The 16,656-nt window shown below is 60.2% G+C and carries 18 protein-coding genes; 12 read left to right on the top strand and 6 right to left on the bottom strand.

The window, feature by feature from the left end:
• Positions 1–7: 7 nt before the first annotated feature.
• The 4 genes from AB1462_RS06145 (at position 8) to AB1462_RS06130 (ending at position 3,868) form a co-directional block, all read left to right on the top strand.
• On the top strand, positions 8–829 hold the full coding sequence (locus AB1462_RS06145) for an ABC transporter substrate-binding protein (RefSeq protein WP_367246366.1): 822 nt from the start codon (positions 8–10) through the stop codon (positions 827–829).
• Positions 830–1,221: 392 nt separating this feature from the next.
• Positions 1,222–2,391: an MFS transporter gene (locus AB1462_RS06140; protein WP_259191331.1), complete on the top strand. Its 1,170-nt coding sequence runs from the start codon at positions 1,222–1,224 to the stop codon at positions 2,389–2,391.
• A gap of 54 nt (positions 2,392–2,445) precedes the next feature.
• Positions 2,446–3,393, top strand: coding sequence for a hypothetical protein (locus tag AB1462_RS06135; protein WP_315336485.1), 948 nt, complete (start codon positions 2,446–2,448; stop codon positions 3,391–3,393).
• A gap of 94 nt (positions 3,394–3,487) precedes the next feature.
• Positions 3,488–3,868, top strand: coding sequence for a helix-turn-helix transcriptional regulator (locus AB1462_RS06130; protein WP_090400468.1), 381 nt, complete (start codon positions 3,488–3,490; stop codon positions 3,866–3,868).
• Here the strand turns inward: AB1462_RS06130 and AB1462_RS06125 are convergent.
• The 4 genes from AB1462_RS06125 to AB1462_RS06110 all read right to left on the bottom strand — a co-directional run bounded on the left by AB1462_RS06125 (position 3,798) and on the right by AB1462_RS06110 (position 7,993).
• Entirely contained in the window at positions 3,798–4,355 is a 558-nt protein-coding gene (locus AB1462_RS06125; RefSeq protein WP_367246365.1) for an AAA family ATPase, read from the bottom strand. The genes AB1462_RS06130 and AB1462_RS06125 overlap by 71 nt on opposite strands.
• A gap of 86 nt (positions 4,356–4,441) precedes the next feature.
• Positions 4,442–5,887 (bottom strand): amidase family protein, encoded by a 1,446-nt coding sequence (locus AB1462_RS06120; RefSeq protein WP_367246363.1) that lies wholly within the window; start codon positions 5,885–5,887, stop codon positions 4,442–4,444.
• A gap of 154 nt (positions 5,888–6,041) precedes the next feature.
• On the bottom strand, positions 6,042–6,596 hold the full coding sequence (locus AB1462_RS06115) for a hypothetical protein (RefSeq protein ID WP_090400471.1): 555 nt from the start codon (positions 6,594–6,596) through the stop codon (positions 6,042–6,044).
• Between the two features lie 338 nt (positions 6,597–6,934).
• The gene (locus tag AB1462_RS06110) at positions 6,935–7,993 is read right to left on the bottom strand and encodes an MBL fold metallo-hydrolase (RefSeq protein ID WP_259191334.1); all 1,059 of its coding nucleotides are present in this window, start codon (positions 7,991–7,993) and stop codon (positions 6,935–6,937) included.
• A 122-nt stretch (positions 7,994–8,115) separates the two neighbouring features.
• Here AB1462_RS06110 and AB1462_RS06105 point away from each other — a divergent pair, with 122 nt between their 5' ends.
• From AB1462_RS06105 to AB1462_RS06090, 4 genes are all read left to right on the top strand, one after another.
• Positions 8,116–8,742: a TetR/AcrR family transcriptional regulator gene (locus tag AB1462_RS06105; protein WP_090400473.1), complete on the top strand. Its 627-nt coding sequence runs from the start codon at positions 8,116–8,118 to the stop codon at positions 8,740–8,742.
• A 190-nt stretch (positions 8,743–8,932) separates the two neighbouring features.
• Complete coding sequence (locus tag AB1462_RS06100) at positions 8,933–9,991, top strand: diguanylate cyclase (RefSeq protein ID WP_259191335.1); 1,059 nt, start codon at positions 8,933–8,935, stop codon at positions 9,989–9,991.
• A 264-nt stretch (positions 9,992–10,255) separates the two neighbouring features.
• Positions 10,256–11,575 carry a methyl-accepting chemotaxis protein gene (locus AB1462_RS06095; RefSeq protein WP_367246360.1) on the top strand — a complete coding sequence of 440 codons (1,320 nt, stop codon included), beginning with the start codon at positions 10,256–10,258 and terminating at the stop codon, positions 11,573–11,575.
• A gap of 84 nt (positions 11,576–11,659) precedes the next feature.
• Positions 11,660–12,181 carry a DUF1003 domain-containing protein gene (locus AB1462_RS06090; RefSeq protein ID WP_090400476.1) on the top strand — a complete coding sequence of 174 codons (522 nt, stop codon included), beginning with the start codon at positions 11,660–11,662 and terminating at the stop codon, positions 12,179–12,181.
• 30 nt (positions 12,182–12,211) lie between these two features.
• Here the strand turns inward: AB1462_RS06090 and AB1462_RS06085 are convergent, their stop codons facing one another.
• Complete coding sequence (locus AB1462_RS06085; protein WP_090400477.1) at positions 12,212–13,093, bottom strand: LysR family transcriptional regulator; 882 nt, start codon at positions 13,091–13,093, stop codon at positions 12,212–12,214.
• An 80-nt stretch (positions 13,094–13,173) separates the two neighbouring features.
• Here AB1462_RS06085 and AB1462_RS06080 point away from each other — a divergent pair, with 80 nt between their 5' ends.
• Together AB1462_RS06080 and AB1462_RS06075 are read left to right on the top strand one after the other, a co-directional pair.
• Positions 13,174–13,881 (top strand): CTP synthase, encoded by a 708-nt coding sequence (locus tag AB1462_RS06080; RefSeq protein WP_090400478.1) that lies wholly within the window; start codon positions 13,174–13,176, stop codon positions 13,879–13,881.
• A complete protein-coding gene (locus tag AB1462_RS06075) occupies positions 13,878–14,201 on the top strand; it encodes an antibiotic biosynthesis monooxygenase (protein ID WP_090400479.1) in 324 nt (107 codons plus the stop codon). Before AB1462_RS06080 ends, AB1462_RS06075 begins: the two co-directional genes overlap by 4 nt.
• 217 nt (positions 14,202–14,418) lie before the next feature.
• Here AB1462_RS06075 and AB1462_RS06070 read toward each other — a convergent pair whose 3' ends face one another.
• Positions 14,419–14,742 carry a DUF2025 family protein gene (locus AB1462_RS06070; protein WP_027605634.1) on the bottom strand — a complete coding sequence of 108 codons (324 nt, stop codon included), beginning with the start codon at positions 14,740–14,742 and terminating at the stop codon, positions 14,419–14,421.
• Positions 14,743–14,973: 231 nt separating this feature from the next.
• On the opposite strand from AB1462_RS06070, the gene AB1462_RS06065 reads away from it, so the two are divergent.
• Together AB1462_RS06065 and AB1462_RS06060 are read left to right on the top strand one after the other, a co-directional pair.
• Entirely contained in the window at positions 14,974–16,101 is a 1,128-nt protein-coding gene (locus AB1462_RS06065) for a glycerophosphodiester phosphodiesterase family protein (protein WP_090400480.1), read from the top strand.
• A gap of 100 nt (positions 16,102–16,201) precedes the next feature.
• Positions 16,202–16,510 (top strand): PepSY domain-containing protein, encoded by a 309-nt coding sequence (locus tag AB1462_RS06060; protein WP_053140009.1) that lies wholly within the window; start codon positions 16,202–16,204, stop codon positions 16,508–16,510.
• Positions 16,511–16,656 lie beyond the last annotated feature (146 nt).

The following is a 16,656-nucleotide window of genomic DNA, read 5'->3' as shown; positions in this document are numbered from 1 at the left end:
CGCCCCCATGAAAAAAATGTTTATCCCAACCTTGCTCGCAGGCCTGATGGCCTCCTCGTGTGTTTTCGCGGCATTGCCGGCAGCCATCAAGGACAAGGGCGAGATCAGCGCGGCTATCGTGCCGAACTACCCGCCGATGGATTTCAAGGACCCGGCCACCAACAAGCTCACCGGTTTTGACTTCGACCTGGGCAACGCCCTCGCCGAGCGCCTGGGCGTGAAGATCAAGTGGCAGGAAACCGGCTTCGAGCAAATGCTCAGCGGCCTGACCACCAAGCGCGTGGACATCGTGCTGTCGGGCATGAGCGACACCGCCGAACGCCAGAAATCCGTAACCTTTATCGACTACTTCACCAGCGGCCCGCAGCTCTACACCTTGGCCAAGCGTGAAGAGATCAAGGAGCTGACTGACCTGTGCGGTAAAAAAGTCGGCACCAGCCGCCGCACCACCTGGCCGTCGGAAATTGCGGCGTGGAGCAAGGAAAACTGCGAAGCGGCGGGTAAGCCGGCCATCGTGGTGATCGGCACCGAAGGCTCGGCGGATGCGCGGGCGCAGTTGCAGCAGAACCGTTTGGACGCGGCGATGCAGGGCAGCGAGACGATTCCGTATTTGATGTCGTTGGATAAGGGTAAGTACAAGCCGGTAGGCCTGGCGATTTCCAAGCAGTTCACGGGGCTGGGGATTGAGAAAAACAACACTGAGCTGGTGACCGCGATCAGTGAGGCGTTGCAGAGCATGATTGATGACGGCACCTACGGCAAGATTTTGAAGAAGTGGGATCTGGAACAAGGGGCGGTCGAGAAGATCACCATCAACGCCGGCCAATAACTCGGTCTAAAAAATGTGGGAGGGGGCAAGCCCCCGATAGCCATAGGTATCTACACAACTTTGGCTCAACGCTGAATCCCCGGCAGATAGGGCTGTTGTGGCGAGCGGGCTTGTCCCGCATTGGGCTGCGTAGCAGCCCCATTAAAGAAGAACGCGGTGTATCAGACACTCTGTAGCGGCTGGTTTTGGGGCTGCTACGCAGCCCAATGCGGGACAAGCCCGCTCGCCACAGGGAGATTTGTCAGGATCTGCAAGTTGTGTAGATACCCATGCCCCGATAGCAGTGGTTCAGTCACCTGATGCCTGTCTGATACACCGCTATCGGGGGCAAGCCCCCTCCCACATTTGATCTGTGTTGTCATCAAGTACTAAATAGGACGTTCGCCTTCACCGTGACCACCTACTCCCTGGTAATCCGCCGCCTGATGATCTGCTCGGTGACCATCGTGGTCAGCCGCGCCATGACCAGCCCGTTGCTGGCCCTGCTGCTGAGCACCCGCCTGGGCCTCAACCAGCAGGACATCGGCCTGCTGATGGGGATCGCCGTGTTTATCGCCACGCTGCTGGGCCTGTACGGCGGCTACATCATCGACCGCCTGGAAAAGCGCAAGCTGCTGATCCTGGCCATGCTCTCCAGTTCTATCGGTTTTCTGTTGCTGACCTTTGCCAGCAACCTCTACCTCACCACCTTGACCCTGGTGATCACCGAAGCCGCGTCGGCGCTGTTCCTGATTGGCTCCAAGGCGATCATCAGCGAAAACCTGCCGGTGGGTGAGCGGGCCAAGGTATTTTCCCTGCGCTACACCCTTACCAATGTCGGCTACGCCACCGGCCCAATGGTGGGCGTGGTGATCGCCGGGCACATGCAGTTGGCGCCATTCCTGATCGCCAGCGCGATTGCGTTTGGCAGTGTGTTCCTGATGATCGGCATCCCCCCGACCCAACGGGACGACAGCCACAAACCCCTGAGTTTCCTCAGCACCCTGCGTACGCTGCGCAACGACCGCACACTGATCCTGTTCACCAGCGGCAGCCTGCTCAGCACGATTGTCCACGGCCGCTATACGCTGTATCTGTCGCAATTTCTGCTGGTGGCCTACAAGCCGGCCGACGCACTGAAGATTCTCTCTGCCGTGCTGGCGTGCAATGCCATTACCGTGATTTTGATGCAGTACCAGATCGGGCGATTTCTCAAGCGTGAGCAACTGCGCTACTGGATCGTCCTGGGCACGCTGCTGTTTATTGTCGGGCTGATCGGCTTCAGCCTGGCGGATAGCCTGGTGACCTGGTGCCTGGCGATGTTCGTGTTTACCTTGGGCGAGATGATCATCTACCCCTCGGAGTTCCTGTTTATCGACACCATCGCCCCAGATGCACTGCGCGGCAGTTACTACGGCGCGCAGAACCTTGCCGCATTCGGTGGGGCGATGAGTCCGGTGATATGCGGGTATCTGTTGATCAATGCCGCGCCGGCCAGCATGTTCTATGCCTTGGGCACACTTACGGCGATAGGCGGAACCTTGTGCTTCCTGAGTGGACGGCGGGTTGCAGGTTCTTGCTGATATTTGCGCGGGTTCCCGCTATTAATAGCGAAACCTCTCACGGACCCGAGCCCCATGAAATTCGACACGGCCTACAGCCTGAGCCTCGACGACAAGCTGTCGATCTATGACGTGCGAGACCTGAATTTCGACGAAACCCACCCCTTCGACTCCGACAAGGACCGTTTCCTCTGCCCCAACGATGCCTGTCGCGCTGCCTTCGAAGCAGGCAATGTGCTGAGCACCTTTAACGCCAAGAACGTCAACTACCAACGCACCCCGCATTTCAAAAACACGCCGAGCACCCGGCATATCGACGGCTGCCGCTATGCCAGTCTCCACAAGGGCGCAGCGGGTGAAAAAGACGATGAGCGTGAGGACAATTTCCCATCGGAATTTGTCCTGGCCCGCCGTACGTACGAGCGTAAAAAAACGGGAGCAGGCACCGAGGGGCTGGTCCCACAAGATTCAGCGAAACCCCCTTCAACCCGCAGCGGCGAATCTGTCAGTTCGAGCGACACCACCCCGGACAAAACCAGCGTGTTTGCCCACCCGGTGGAATGTTATGTGTCGAACATCGACGACAAGGACAAGCTTAAAAGCATGCCGCTGAAGATCGGCGATCAAACGGCGACGTATTGGACGTTTTTCAAGAAGATCGAATACCTGCAAGACAACAAGGGGCTGATCTACTGGGGCAAGATCAAAGCGATCAAGGACTACACCAGCAGCTTTCGCATCGACTTCGAAAAGAAGGTGTGGCTCGATAAGAAACCCTACTCGGTCAATGTCTATCTGAGCAAAAAGCTCATTGAGAACTACCGCAAGCGCAAGGCGTTCCTGGAGCAAATCAAGGCGGCGGTGGACAGTGAGCGGGCGTTGTATTGCTTCTTCTACGGGGTCACGCCGGAGTTGAAACAGGTGCCCAGCAAGAAAAACCCCGAGCAGACGTTCGGGGTGTTCAGCGCAAATATCGAGAACCTGGATCACCTGATTATTCGTGAGGCGCCAGGGTTGGAATAGTGGGTCGATAAAAATCCAGTTGATGAGCGGTCAAAACAACTGTACAAAAACACAGTATAGTTTGCCCTCCCCCGTCGAACCCTGGAGAAACCCCATGTCCTCTCTGGCAATGAGCTCTTTCGTAGAACAGCAGATCGTCCTGCACCAATTCACCGCCAAACACAGCGTACAGGCGCGCGCGATGCTGGGCTGGAGCCGCGAAGAGCTGGCCCGCCAGGCGGGTGTGACGGTGGATGCCATCCAACAGTTTGAAAGCCTGGGCGACGTGGGTGATGAAACCCGCCTGGCATTGGCGTTTCGATTGGAGGCGCAAGGGCTGGTGTTTTTTCCGGGGTTTGCGCCGGGGTGGGGCATGAGTGTGCGGCGGTTTGACACCGCCCCCGCCGAACCTGCTGCGCACACGATTATTTCGCGGCTGATGGGCTCAACAGCGGCATCAATTGATTCACCAACACCCCAACCGAATGGTGTGTAGAGTCCAAGCGAATCAGCGGACAGGTCAGTGGCACCAACCAGGTTTCATGCCGACGCAGGCTGCGTAGGCTGTGGTTGCCGTTGTCGTAACGAGCGGCCCAAGCCAGGAAGGCGACGCTGTTTTCGTGGCGACTGCCACCTTCCAGGATTTCATCACCGTAGCGTTGCACTTCCCTCATGCGCAGGCGATGCAGGCGCACTTGCGGGTCGAGGCGCAGGAACACCACGTGGGTGAACTGCGCGATCATGGGGTCGCCCCAGCCGCACAGTGAACCGGACAGCACCCAGCCTTCCAGGCCGGCGGTCTGTTCCTGCAGCAGGCGGATGCGTTCATCCTTGGGCCGGGCAACGGTGAAAGGGGCGTCGGTTTGCTGCCAGTAGAAGTAGTCGGTGTCGAAGTAAGCGACGTTCAGACTTTCTGCCAAGGCCCTGCCCAGAGTGCTGGTGCCCGACCCCGCAGCACCGAGGATATGAATTCTATAGGCCATGGCCTCCCTCCATGACATTGAGTGTATCTGTTGAAGGCGTCAGCCCTTGAGTTTGTACACGCCAACGCCAACAACCGCCTGTTAATTCAACGCCCGCTTCTGGAACCTGCCTTCGCGGCCTCCTCGTAGCCATGGGCAACGGCCAGCAGTGTAGGTTCGGCCCAACGGGCACCAAAAAAATAGGCGCTGGTCGGCAGGCCGCTTTCATCTTTGCCGGAAGGTACCGAGATCCCAGGATAACCGGCCGCTGCAACTGCGAAATAGCTGTTCGTTTCAAAGTCCGACACCACGGCATCAAGCTTTTCCCCGTCAATCAGCTCATCCACTGTGCTGCGAAAATCCTGGATAAGCTCATTCCATAGCGGCTTGCGCTCCTCGGATGTCAAGGTGGATGCATCGATTTCCTTGAGCAGCGGCTGGTGGTCGGTGTCGCTGCCATCGCGCTTTTCATTGAACGCGATCAACTCGGAAACTGACTTGACCGGCAACCCAGCGCGCTTGCCCAGGTAATCATTCAACTCACTCTTCACATCAGCAAACAACAGCTCGCCATAGCGCGATGCATCCGCCAGCCGCACGTTCACCGGTACCAGCACTGCGCCTTGTGCGCGAAGCACCTCAAGCGTTTTTTGAAATTGAGGGCTATTGTCCACCGGCAGGTTTTCGCCATCCGCGAAAAAGGTCGCGGGATAACCAATACGTTTATCCCTCAAGGCGCCAGGCTTGAGCAACGCGGTGTAGTCGATGCCTTGGGGGGCATCCACATTGGCTGAATCCTGAGGGTCGCTGCCCGACATGGCGTTGAGCAACAACGCGGCATCAAACACCGAACGCGTCATCGGCCCTGGCGTGTCCTGTCGATGGCTGGCAGGAATGATGCCGCTGCGGCTCAACAAGCCCACGCTGGGTTTGAAACCGACCACCCCGTTAAACGCCGCCGGGACGATGATCGAACCATTGGTTTCGGTGCCGACGGCCAAGGGCGCCAAACCAGCGGCGACCGCTACGGCCGAGCCCGAGCTTGATCCTCCCACCTGTGCATCCGCTTGATGAGGGTTGAGCGTCTGCCCGCCCCGGTGGCTGAAACCGTCGGGGCCGCCACGAAAGCCAGCCAGTTCGGTCAGGTTGGTTTTACCCAGGATCACTGCGCCCTGCTGGCGCAGGCGTTCGACGATAAACGCGTCCTTGATCGCAGCTGCCCCCACCAATCCAAAGGCGCCTGCGCTGGTTTGCTGGGTGTCGCCCGTTTCGATGTTGTCCTTGAGGAGCACGGGAATGCCGTGCAGCGGCCCCCGGACCGTGCCGCTGGCGCGTTCGCGATCCAGCTCGCGAGCAATCTCCAGCGCTTGAGGGTTGAGTTCGATAATGGCGTTTAATGCCGGGTCGCGTTTACGGATGCGCTCCTGCAGGAAGATGACCAGATCTTCCGATGTGAGCCCGCCAGGCCTGGCCATCTGTTCACTGAGCTCGCGAACACTGGCACGTTCCGTTCCCGGCGGAACCGGTTTGGAGGTGTCGGCAGTCAACTCCATCCAAGACGCCGCGTGACTAACAGCCCTATTCACACCATAACCAATACCAAACATGAACCACCTCGGGGAAGAGTAAGAAATGACGAAGGACCACCGTTGAGCCGGGCGCCAGTCTAAAAACTTCCCTCCCCCCCGCCAGCAAGACGTCGGCAATTCAACGCGTAGGATTGTTCAACACCCCAGGTAGCCCATGCTGTGCATTCTCCAGGCAACAAGCATTGCGATACCCCTGTGCCAGCGCCGCCAACGATTCCTTCGACCATCGCGCACCGTAGAACCACAATGTCGCGCCGCCATCGAGCGCCTCGGCAAATCTCGGGTAACCACTCCAGCACGCACCATGGAACGCAGCACTTTGACTATCGGATACCAGGGCATCCAGCCGGTGCTCATTCACAAGTTCATCGATTTCATTATGAGTGCGCAGGTTGAACGTGAGGGTGTCGTCGACACGTTGCGCCGGCACGGGTAACAGCTGCGCCCCGGCACGGCGCAGAACGTCCAGCGCTCGCATGAAAGGCGCACGGTGTTCAATCGGTTCGTGACCATCGCCACGTCCATATCGGTCGGCATACCCCACGCGCGTGCCGGCCAACGCTTGCATGGCGGTAAAGGTGCTGTTGCTCTGCACCAGCGGCACCTCCACCATCACCGGGCCCTCTGGGTCGATGCCGCTCAAGGCAATCAGCGTCAACGAGGGATCACGCATGGGTTTAATGGGCAGTGCCGGTACGTTATACCCGGGGATCAGGACCCCACCCTTGGGGTGGATTTGAGGGTGGGGATCGACATCAAACGCGATACTGCGGGGAGGCGCTTGATCGGCGGAAGGACGGGGACACGCAGGCGCCAGACCGGTCATATCCAAGAGCGGAGACAGCGGCTGGCCCACCAGGCAAACCGCATTCACCCGCGAAAACTTTCTGCATTTGTTGTCCATCAGAACGCGCCCCCCGAAATTATTGTCCAGGGATCATCGCATCCTCGCCGAGGCCTGTCGTAGACCTGAAACAGCTTGAAAACTCCTTTTCCGGCGCCTCTGCGCCATCAGCTCACAAGGTGCTCTTGCGCACATTGGGTTTCCACCTCCAGCCACCATGCATATCCACGCTCCGGCTGGTTCAAACTGAACGCCTGGCCCATCGGCGGTGTGGTGATCGACACATTGCGCTCCCACGCCAGCGCCATGATCCGGTCAAAAGGTTCGTGCCAGGCGTGGAACGCCAGGTCGAACGTGCCGTTATGGATCGGGAGCAGCCAACGGCCCTTAAGGTCGATATGTGCTTGCAGGGTTTGCTCCGGTTGCATATGCACATGGGGCCAGTCAACGTTGTAAGCGCCGGTTTCCATCAACGTCAGATCGAACGGGCCGTACTGTTCGCCGATGCGTTTAAAGCCGTCGAAATAGCCGGTGTCACCGCTGAAAAAGATCCGCCGCGCGCCGTCGATCATCACCCAAGAACACCATAGGGTCTGGTTGGCATCAAACAGGCCACGCCCGGAAAAGTGCTGCGCCGGCGTGGCGACAAAGCGAATGCCATCTACCTCGGTGCCCTGCCACCAATCCAGTTGCCGCACCTTGCTGGCGTCGACACCCCACTTGACCAGAATGTCGCCCACGCCCAGCGGCGCGAGAAAGTAACGGGTCTTGTCGGCCAGTTGCACGACAGCCTTACGGTCAAGATGGTCGTAGTGGTTGTGGGAAAGAATCACCGCCTCCAGGGGCGGCAGCTCTTCAAGACTGATAGGCGGCTGATGGAAACGCTTGGGGCCAGCCCAACTGAACGGCGAAGCGCGCTCGGCGAACACCGGGTCGGTCAGCCAGAACTTGCCGCGCATTTTCAGCAACACGGTGGAATGCCCCAGGCGGAACACGCTGTGATCAGGCGCCGCCAGCAACTGCTCGCGGGTCAGCGGTTGCACCGGGATCTGCCCCACCGGCCGCGTACTGCGTGGCTTGTTGAACAGCATGTTCCAGAAGATACGCAAGGTCTTGCCAAAGCCACCGTGCTGTACGGGGGCGTCGTTGCTGAAGCTCCCCAGGTCCTGCTCGGCAGGCTTGGGCGCCGCAGGCGAAGACTTGAGGCGGGTTGAGATCGTGGCCATTACCGAGTGACTCCTACGGTCCGCTCATAAGTTACACTGCACAGTGTAGTTTCAAGATTGCAACAAAATCCGCAGCAAGTAAACTACCCAGTGTAATTTCCCTTCCAGAGCCGAACGCACCCATGACTGCCCCTCAACGCCTCACCGACCGCAAACGCGAAGCCATCGTAGCAGCGGCTATCGCCGAGTTTCGGGCCAACGGTTTCGAGGTCACCAGCATGGACAAGATCGCCGCCACCGCCGGGGTTTCAAAGCGCACGGTGTACAACCATTTCCCCAGCAAGGAAGAATTGTTCGCCGAAATCCTCCACCAGCTCTGGGCCAGCAGCGTTGCGCAACTCGACGTCAGCTACACCCGCGAGCGCCCCCTGCGCGAACAATTGCGCGGGTTGCTGGAAGCGAAGATGAAGATGATGGCGGACGCCAACTTCCTCGACCTGGCACGGGTGGCCATCGCCGCCACCATCCATTCGCCGGAACGCGCGCAAGACATGGTCAACCGCCTGAGCCAGCGCGAAGAAGGCTTTACCCAGTGGGTACGCGCCGCCCAGGAAGACGGCCGCCTCTCCTGCACCGACCCGGCGTTTGCCGCCCACCAGATCCAAAGCCTGCTCAAGGCCTTCGCGTTCTGGCCGCAGATTACCCTTGGCCAACCCACCCTCGACGCCACCCAACAGGCCAACGTCATTGAGTCAGCCATCGACCTGTTCCTTGCCGGCTACGAAGTCCGCGCCCCCCTCGCCCGGTAGAAAGCATTGCAGGAGCGACATTCCTGGTCGCTTTTGACGTATTCGCCCTCTGTTTTGCGCAAATGGCCTGGAAGGCCACTGATTATTCCCACGCGAATAACTGACAATATTCACAGGTCTTATCCGATCAACGGTTGATCCAGCCGATCCGCGCCGTCGCATATGTGAAAAACAGCTCAACCAGGAATTTATGGAAAACAGACGAGGCAAAGGGCTCTCATTTGCCAGGCGTATTTATCAGCCACGGATCATCGGCCTGGGTGTCGGCAGCATCAGCGTCACCGGCGCCTTGTACCCACTCGCCATGCCGGGCTGGGTCTGGGCGTTGTTGCTGCTTAATGGGTTTGCCTGGGCGCATCTGGCCTACCAGTTGTCGACCCGCTCGCAGTTCCCTTACCAGGCGGAACAGCGCAACTTCCTGTATGACTCGGTATTCGGCGGGTTCTGGGCAGCCGCCGCACAGTTCACGCCGCTGACGGCCGTGACCATCCTATCGATGATGACCATGAACAACGTCGCCGCCGGCGGCAGGCGCCTGTTCCTGCGCGGCTTGCTCGCACAAGGGCTGGGGGTCGGCGTGGCGTGGGCGCTGTTCGGTATCAAGTTCAACCCCGCGGTCAGCCTGCTGCAGGTCTACACCTGCCTGCCCATGCTGACCCTATACCCCATGGCCATCGGCATGGTTTGTTATCAACTGGCGATCAAACTGTCGGAACATAAACGCGCCCTCAGTGCCCTGAGTCGCACCGACAGCCTCACCGGCCTGCTCAACCACGGCTCGTGGAAAGACCTGCTGCACCTCAAGTTCCACAAGTGCCAGCAGCAGCAAAGCCACGCCACCATCGCGTTGATCGATATTGATCACTTCAAGCAGATCAACGATACCCACGGCCACATTGTCGGCGACACGGTGCTGCGGCAACTGAGCCTGGAACTGCGGCGCAACCTGCGGGAAAACGACCTGGCCGGGCGTTACGGTGGCGATGAGTTCTGTGTGATTCTTCCGCAAATGCCTCTGGAGCAAGCGGCCAAGATCATGGAGCAGATGCGCGAAACATTCGGCAATTACCGCCCCCCGCAAATACCGGAACTGCGCGTCAGCCTGAGCATCGGTTTGGCGGACTTCCAGCCCCGCTTCACCGACGCGGCCATGTGGCTGAACGCAGCTGACCGAGCGCTCTATGCAGCCAAGGACACCGGGCGTAATCGAGTCAATGTCAGTGACGACCGGATCGCCTGTTCCGCCTGAAATCGCCCTACGACACCTCGTCTGAATCTTCCGTCCAACGCCCTGGGCGATAGCATAAAGCCTCCACTGGTCGCCTACCCAAAAATGGTCCTGCTCCTGGGGCGAACTTCTTGTCAGGCTGATCACTCTTAACCAGTTGTTCCACCCCCGCTGTCAGCACAAGGAGGCTGACAATGAGCACGTCAACCGTACGGCGAATGCCTTACGGGGGCAGGCGCACATACATGGACACTCCCAGACGCATGCTTGCCCGAGCACCCGAACATGCTATTCAACGCCCATAAAAAAACCATCAATACCCTGAAACACACCGTGGCTCACCAGGCCAGCCTGCTGGACGCAATCGAGCGCTCCATGGCGGTGATCGAATTTGATCCGCAAGGCCTCGTGCTGCGCGCCAATGACAACTTCCTCAACACCCTGAGCTACCGCGCCGAGCAGATCGAAGGCCAATCCCACCGGATGTTCTGTACGCCCGCTTTCGCCCGGAGCGCCGAGTACATGCAGCTGTGGTCCAACCTGCAAAAAGGTCAATTCCAATCAGGTACTTTTGAACGGGTGGCCAGCAACGGTCAGTCGGTGTGGCTGGAAGCCAGCTACACCCCAGTGCGTGACGACGAGGGCCGTGTGATCAAAGTGGTGAAGTACGCCCTGGACGTCACCCCGCGCCTGCAGGCCGAAAGCGAGGCCAACGCCAAGTTGGAAGCCATCGGCCGGGCAATGGCCGTCATCGAGTTCAACCTCGACGGCACGATCATCACCGCCAACGCCAACTTCCTGCAGCGCATGGGCTACAGCCTGGCGCAGGTTCAGGGCCAGCATCACCGCCTGTTCTGCCCCCCAGAGACTGCCGCGAGTTCAGCCTACAGTGACTTCTGGCGGCGCCTGAACCAGGGCGAACTGTTCAGCGGCCAGTTCGAACGCGTGGATAAAAACGGCCGGCCCGTGTGGCTCGAAGCCAGCTACAACCCGGTGTACGACGCCAGCGGGCGCCTGTGCAAAGTGGTGAAGTTCGCCTCGGACATCACCGCGCGCGTGCAACAACATGCCGCTGACGCGCAAAGCGCCGCCCAAGCCTATCACCTGTCCCTGCATACCCAGGACATGGCGGAAAAAGGCGCCGATGTGATCCAGAAAACAGCCAGCGGCATGCGTGAAATCTCCTCGGACATCGACAGCTCCTCGCAACTGATCGCCAAGCTGGGCGAGCGTTCGCAACAGATCACCACCATCGTCAACACCATTCGCGGCATTGCCGACCAGACCAACCTGCTGGCACTCAATGCTGCTATCGAAGCGGCGCGCGCAGGTGAACAAGGCCGTGGTTTTGCCGTGGTGGCCGATGAAGTACGACAGTTGGCGGCGCGCACCAGCGGTTCCACCACGGAGATTTCCAGCATGATCGCGGTGATCCAGGCTGAAACCCGCCAAGCCATCGACAGCATGGACGCGACCCGCGACCGCGCCGCCCAGGGCGTGGAGTTGGCCAACCAGGCCGGTACGGTGATCCTGCAGATTCGCGAAGGCACCAGCGAGGCGGTGCACGCGGTGAGCGCGTTTGCCAATGAGCGTGGCGTCCACTAAGTAGGCTCCGGGTTATTCATGTGTAAGACAGGTCGCCGAGGCTATAGTGATTCACTGTCTTAACGTTGATGACCCGAGCCCACCATGACACCCGACAAGCCCGAATCTCCTCCCGTCGATCACCTGCGCTTTCACCGACGCCACGCCCACCTGGCGCCGACCTTTGGCAATGACACCTTTGCCCTCAAGGCCGAGGCCTTTGCGCGCTTCTTTGGTACGCCGACCTTCCTCGGTGCGCAAACCGCGATCGTGATCTTGTGGGTGGTGCTTAACGTAACCGGCATCACCCACTTCGACGTGTACCCTTTCATCCTGCTCAACCTGGCGTTCAGCCTGCAATCAGCCTATGCCGCGCCACTGATCCTGCTGGCCCAGACGCGCCAGGCGGCCCGCGACAAAGCCCAGTCCGACGCCGATGCACAACACCGTGAAGCACTGGCCATCGCCAATTCCGAACGCCAGGCCCAGGCCGCGCAAACCACCAAACAGCTGCTGGAATTGCTGGAGCAGAACACCCGACTGACGGAAATGACCAAGCAACTGACCGAACACATCGAAACCCTGACGTGCGAAATGCATGAGCACTACGTAAGAAAACCCCAGTAACTGCGTGTATCCATTGTGGGAGGGGCGGTGTCAGGGTTTCATCTGCACATGCCGCCCCAACTCATCAAACAGCGTCACCACCGAGCGCAATGCCCGGCAATCGGGACGTGTCAGCAACCATAACGCCGTGTCGTGCCCTGCCAATGCGGGGCCCAGGGGTTGCAGGCCTTCATCCAGCAGAAAATCCGGCAGCGCCGCCACGCCCAACCCAGCCCGCACCAGTTCGGTGACCGACAACATGCTGTTGCAGCGATAACTGGGGCGCACCCCAGGCAGGTGTTCGCGGCGCCAGGCCACCGTCGGGTGATCGGGCAGGAAGTCGTCCGGCGCGATCCAGGCCAGGTCCGCCAGTGAGCACCCGGCGTGTAGGCGCGCATAGGTGGGATTGGCGCACACCTGATACGCCACGGCCCCCAGGCAACGGCCGACAAGGTGCTCCGGCGGTGCCTTGGTCAGGCGCAGGGCAATGTCGGCATCGCGGCGGCTGAGGTTGGCGAAATCATTGGAAGTGCTCAGTTCCAGGGTCAGCGCCGGGTACTCCGGCATGAACTGCGCCAGCGCCGGCAGCAACAGCCCTTGCAGCACCGAGTCGGTACAGGTGAGGCGCACCGTGCCGCTGATCACCTCGCCGCCCTGCTCGACGCCGATGCGCGCCGCTTCCAGCGCTTGTTCGGCACGTTCGGCCTGCTGCGCGAGGTTGCTGGCCAGGCTGGTGGGCAGGTAGCCGGCGCGGCTTTTTTCAAACAACGTCTGGCCCAATGCGGCCTCCAGCCGCCGCACCGCGCGGAACACCGTGGACACATCCACCCGCAACAATGCCGCCGCCCGCGCCAGGGTGCCGCCACGCACCAGGGCGAGGATCAGCGACAGGTCGGGGTAATCGATTTGATAGTGCGTAGCTGCATTGAGCATGTGGGTAAACGCCAATATTGATTGCGTGCGCGCCAATCTATAGTGCGTATCAGGACACCACAAGCCATAGGACGCACACGATGAAAGCCACCACCTTGCACCTCGCCCTGATCGGCGATTACAACCCCGATGTCATCGCGCACCAGGCCATTCCCGTCGCGCTGCAACGGGCCGCCGAAACCCTCGGCGTGCAGGTTCATCTGCAATGGCTCGACACCGATACCCTCACGCCCACTACAGAACTGCACGGCTTCGACGGTTTCTGGTGCGTGCCCGCCAGCCCCTACCGCGACAGCGACGGTGCATTGCGGGCGATCCGTTTTGCCCGCGAACAACGGCGACCTTTCCTCGGCACTTGCGGCGGTTTTCAACACGCGGTACTGGAATACGCCCGCAACGTGCTGGGCTGGGCCGATGCCGAACATGGCGAACTGGCGCCGGACGCTGAACGCGCGGTGATCACCCCCCTGAGCTGCGCCCTGGTTGACGCCACCGACAGCCTGCGTTTGACGCCCTACACGCGCATCGCCGAGGCCTACGGCCGTGTTGAAATCGAGGAAGGCTATCGCTGCCGCTACGGCATAAACCCCGAATTCGCCGATGCCCTGCTCGAACGCGAGATGATTCCCAGCGGGCATGATGCCGCCGGCGATCTGCGCGCGGTCGAGTTGCTCGACCATCCGTTCTTCGTCGCCACGCTGTTCCAGCCTGAACGCGCCGCCCTCAAGGGCATCACGCCGCCTTTGGCGATTGCCCTGCTCAAGGCTTGCCAGGAGCAGTGCGCATGATCGCCAAGACACCCGCCCCGCCCTACTACGCCGTGATTTTCAGCTCATTGCGCACCGACGGCGATCAAGGCTACGGCCAGGCCGCCGCCCGCATGCTGGAGCTGGCGCACGAACAACCGGGGTTTCTCGGGGTGGAATCGGCGCGGGAGGATGGCCTGGGGATTACCGTGTCGTACTGGAGCAGCGAGGCCGCGATCCTGGCCTGGAAGCAGCAGGCCGAGCATCGGGCGGTGCGTGAACAAGGACGCGCCACCTGGTACTCGGCGTTTCAGACACGGGTGTGCAAAGTGGAACGGGCCTACGCATTCCAGGGCCAGTAACCTTCGTATCGCCCGGCTCTCTGTGGCGAGCGGGCCTGTTGTGGCGAGCGGGCTTGCCCCGCGTTGGGGCGCGAAGCGGCCCCTGAACCAGACGCTGCGGTTAGTCTGGAGAACCGCGTTAACTGAATTGGGGCTGCTTCGCAGCCCAACGCGGGGCAAGCCCGCTCGCCACAGAAAACCAGCCTGCCACGCAAGGCTCGCTTACCGCCGATGCCGTCTAGCTCACCAGACTGCGCAGCGCGCTGATCTGTGGAATCTCCACCCGCTTCATATACACGCGCAGCGGCTCGCTGATGTTGATGCGGTCGTCGATATTCTGGTCGAGCAGCAACTGGATACGCTCGCGGGACAGGGTCATGGTCTGCTCGGGGGCCGGCAGCCAGACAAATTCAGCGGTGGGGATGATGCCGTCGTCGGCCACGTCCATGCCGAAGGAGTCTTCGCTGAAACGCACGATGTACTGGCCAGTCTTGCGGTTGAGGCCAACAAAACCGTGGAGTTGGTCGGCGGCCTGGCAGATAAGCTCGGAGGTGATGCGCATGGTAAACCTCACTGAAAAGTCCCACAGGGACTGGAAAGATGGTTTACACGCGTGGCGGAAAGTACCGTCCTCTAGCGGGGCGGCTGCGCGCAAGAGTACTGCAATGCAGCGCAAAAAAACCGAGAAAATTGGCACGTGCGCACGTTAATGTCGGTTTGGTGATAGCGCCTTTCGCAATCAATTGTTAAAAAGGAGGCCTCTCAAAGCTACCTCCACGAAAGGACTTCGCATATGCCTGTCACGTTTTCCAAGAGCGCCCTGCTGCTCGCCCTGGCGCTTGGCCTTGGCCAGGCACAGGCTGCCGAACCGATCAGCCCGGCCGAATTGGCGACAAACGAAGGCATTCCCTACCCCGCCGTGATCGCTCACCGTGGCGCCTCCTACGACGCGCCGGAATCCACCGCCGCCGCCTACAAGGTCGCGCGCGACCTGGGTGCCGATTACCTGGAAATGGACCTGCAGCGCAGCAAGGACGGCGTACTGTTCGCCCTGCACGACAACAACCTGCAGCGCACCACCGACGTGGCTACCAAGTTCCCCGAGCGCAAAGACGCCCCGGCCAACGAGTTCACCTGGAAAGAACTGCAAACCCTCGACGCCGGCAGCTGGTTCAACGCCGCCTACCCGGACCGTGCGCGTCCAGGCTTCGTTGGCCTGAAGATCCTGAGCCTGGACGACATCATCAAGATCGCCGAAGGCAACCCGCAGCACAAACCCGGCCTGTACATCGAAACCAAGGAGCCCAAGCAATTCCCGGGCATCGAAGCCGACCTGAAAAACAAGCTGCTGGATAAAGGCTGGCTCAGCTCCGCCGGCTCCAAGCTGGGCAAGAGCAACACCGGTGTCGGCCAGGGCAAGGGCCGCGTGGTGCTGCAGACGTTTGAAAAAGACAGCTTGAAAGAGCTGCAAAAAGAAATGCCAAACACCCCGAAGATCCTGCTGTTATGGGTTGGCCCAGGCAGCATCGAGCCTAAATCCACGCAGACCTTCGCCGAATCCGGCGAAACCACCAAGGCCGCCTACTACGCCAAGCAAGAGCCGAAAGACGCCGCCGAGTTCGAAAAGTGGGTCGACGAGGCCAAGAGCCTCGGCGCCATCGGCACCGGCCCGTCGGCTGAGCTGACCGACCATGGCGACCAGAGCTACACCGACCTGGTCAAGCCTGAAATGAACAAGCTGACCCACGACAAGGGCCTGCTGGTGCACGTCTACACCGTGGATGAGCCGGTCGACTTCGACAAAGTGATGAAGGCCGGCGTCGACGGTATCTTCACCAACCGCGCCGCCGAACTGTTGAAGTTCTACAAGCGCTGGCCGTCGTCCAGCGTGCAAGACCTGCTGAACGACTATAAGTACTGAGAGCGTCGGGCATTGGTGTCAGTGCGCCATTAAGGATGAGTTAAGTTGCGCCGGTTAATCTGGCGCCACTTAAACAGCTCACCGAAGAAGGACACACACCATGAAAACCCTGACTGCCCTGTTCGCTGCCACAGCCCTGACCCTGACCGCCGGCCTGGCCCAGGCCGATGTTCGTCCGGACCATATTGAAGGTCTGCTCAAGTCCGGTGCCGTGATGCCGTTCGACAAGCTCAACGCCGCCGCCGTGGCCAAACACGCCGGTGCCACGATCAACGACACCGAACTGGACCACAACAACAGTGGCGTGCTGGTCTACGAAGTTGAGCTGACCGACACTGCCGGCAAGAAGTTTGAAGTCAAGCTCGACGCCAAGACCGGCGCCGTGCTGGAAGACAAACTCGACACCTGAGTGACCCCATCACCTGAAACCGCGCCACCTCCGGGTGGCGCGGTTTTTTTATGCGCGCTCGCTAACCGCGCGTAGGAAAAAACGTCATTTTGTGAATGAAATTACACCGGCACCGCACAAGGCCGCTAAAATCCCAGGCATCAACC

Source organism: Pseudomonas sp. SB113, from assembly GCF_040754745.1.
GTDB lineage: Bacteria > Pseudomonadota > Gammaproteobacteria > Pseudomonadales > Pseudomonadaceae > Aquipseudomonas > Aquipseudomonas grimontii.
The sequence above is the reverse complement of the archived record's forward strand: the minus strand, read 5'-3'. Positions and strand labels throughout refer to the sequence as shown.

Coding starts and splice junctions, on each gene's coding strand:
- AB1462_RS06085 (WP_090400477.1), bottom strand. CDS start 13,093: ATGCTCAATGCAGCTACGCACTATCAAATCGATTACCCCGACCTGTCG.
- AB1462_RS06135 (WP_315336485.1), top strand. CDS start 2,446: ATGAAATTCGACACGGCCTACAGCCTGAGCCTCGACGACAAGCTGTCG.
- AB1462_RS06120 (WP_367246363.1), bottom strand. CDS start 5,887: ATGGAGTTGACTGCCGACACCTCCAAACCGGTTCCGCCGGGAACGGAA.
- AB1462_RS06070 (WP_027605634.1), bottom strand. CDS start 14,742: ATGCGCATCACCTCCGAGCTTATCTGCCAGGCCGCCGACCAACTCCAC.
- AB1462_RS06080 (WP_090400478.1), top strand. CDS start 13,174: ATGAAAGCCACCACCTTGCACCTCGCCCTGATCGGCGATTACAACCCC.
- AB1462_RS06100 (WP_259191335.1), top strand. CDS start 8,933: ATGGAAAACAGACGAGGCAAAGGGCTCTCATTTGCCAGGCGTATTTAT.
- AB1462_RS06130 (WP_090400468.1), top strand. CDS start 3,488: ATGTCCTCTCTGGCAATGAGCTCTTTCGTAGAACAGCAGATCGTCCTG.
- AB1462_RS06115 (WP_090400471.1), bottom strand. CDS start 6,596: ATGCGTGATCCCTCGTTGACGCTGATTGCCTTGAGCGGCATCGACCCA.
- AB1462_RS06090 (WP_090400476.1), top strand. CDS start 11,660: ATGACACCCGACAAGCCCGAATCTCCTCCCGTCGATCACCTGCGCTTT.
- AB1462_RS06095 (WP_367246360.1), top strand. CDS start 10,256: ATGCTATTCAACGCCCATAAAAAAACCATCAATACCCTGAAACACACC.
- AB1462_RS06075 (WP_090400479.1), top strand. CDS start 13,878: ATGATCGCCAAGACACCCGCCCCGCCCTACTACGCCGTGATTTTCAGC.
- AB1462_RS06065 (WP_090400480.1), top strand. CDS start 14,974: ATGCCTGTCACGTTTTCCAAGAGCGCCCTGCTGCTCGCCCTGGCGCTT.
- AB1462_RS06110 (WP_259191334.1), bottom strand. CDS start 7,993: ATGGCCACGATCTCAACCCGCCTCAAGTCTTCGCCTGCGGCGCCCAAG.
- AB1462_RS06125 (WP_367246365.1), bottom strand. CDS start 4,355: ATGGCCTATAGAATTCATATCCTCGGTGCTGCGGGGTCGGGCACCAGC.
- AB1462_RS06060 (WP_053140009.1), top strand. CDS start 16,202: ATGAAAACCCTGACTGCCCTGTTCGCTGCCACAGCCCTGACCCTGACC.
- AB1462_RS06105 (WP_090400473.1), top strand. CDS start 8,116: ATGACTGCCCCTCAACGCCTCACCGACCGCAAACGCGAAGCCATCGTA.
- AB1462_RS06145 (WP_367246366.1), top strand. CDS start 8: ATGAAAAAAATGTTTATCCCAACCTTGCTCGCAGGCCTGATGGCCTCC.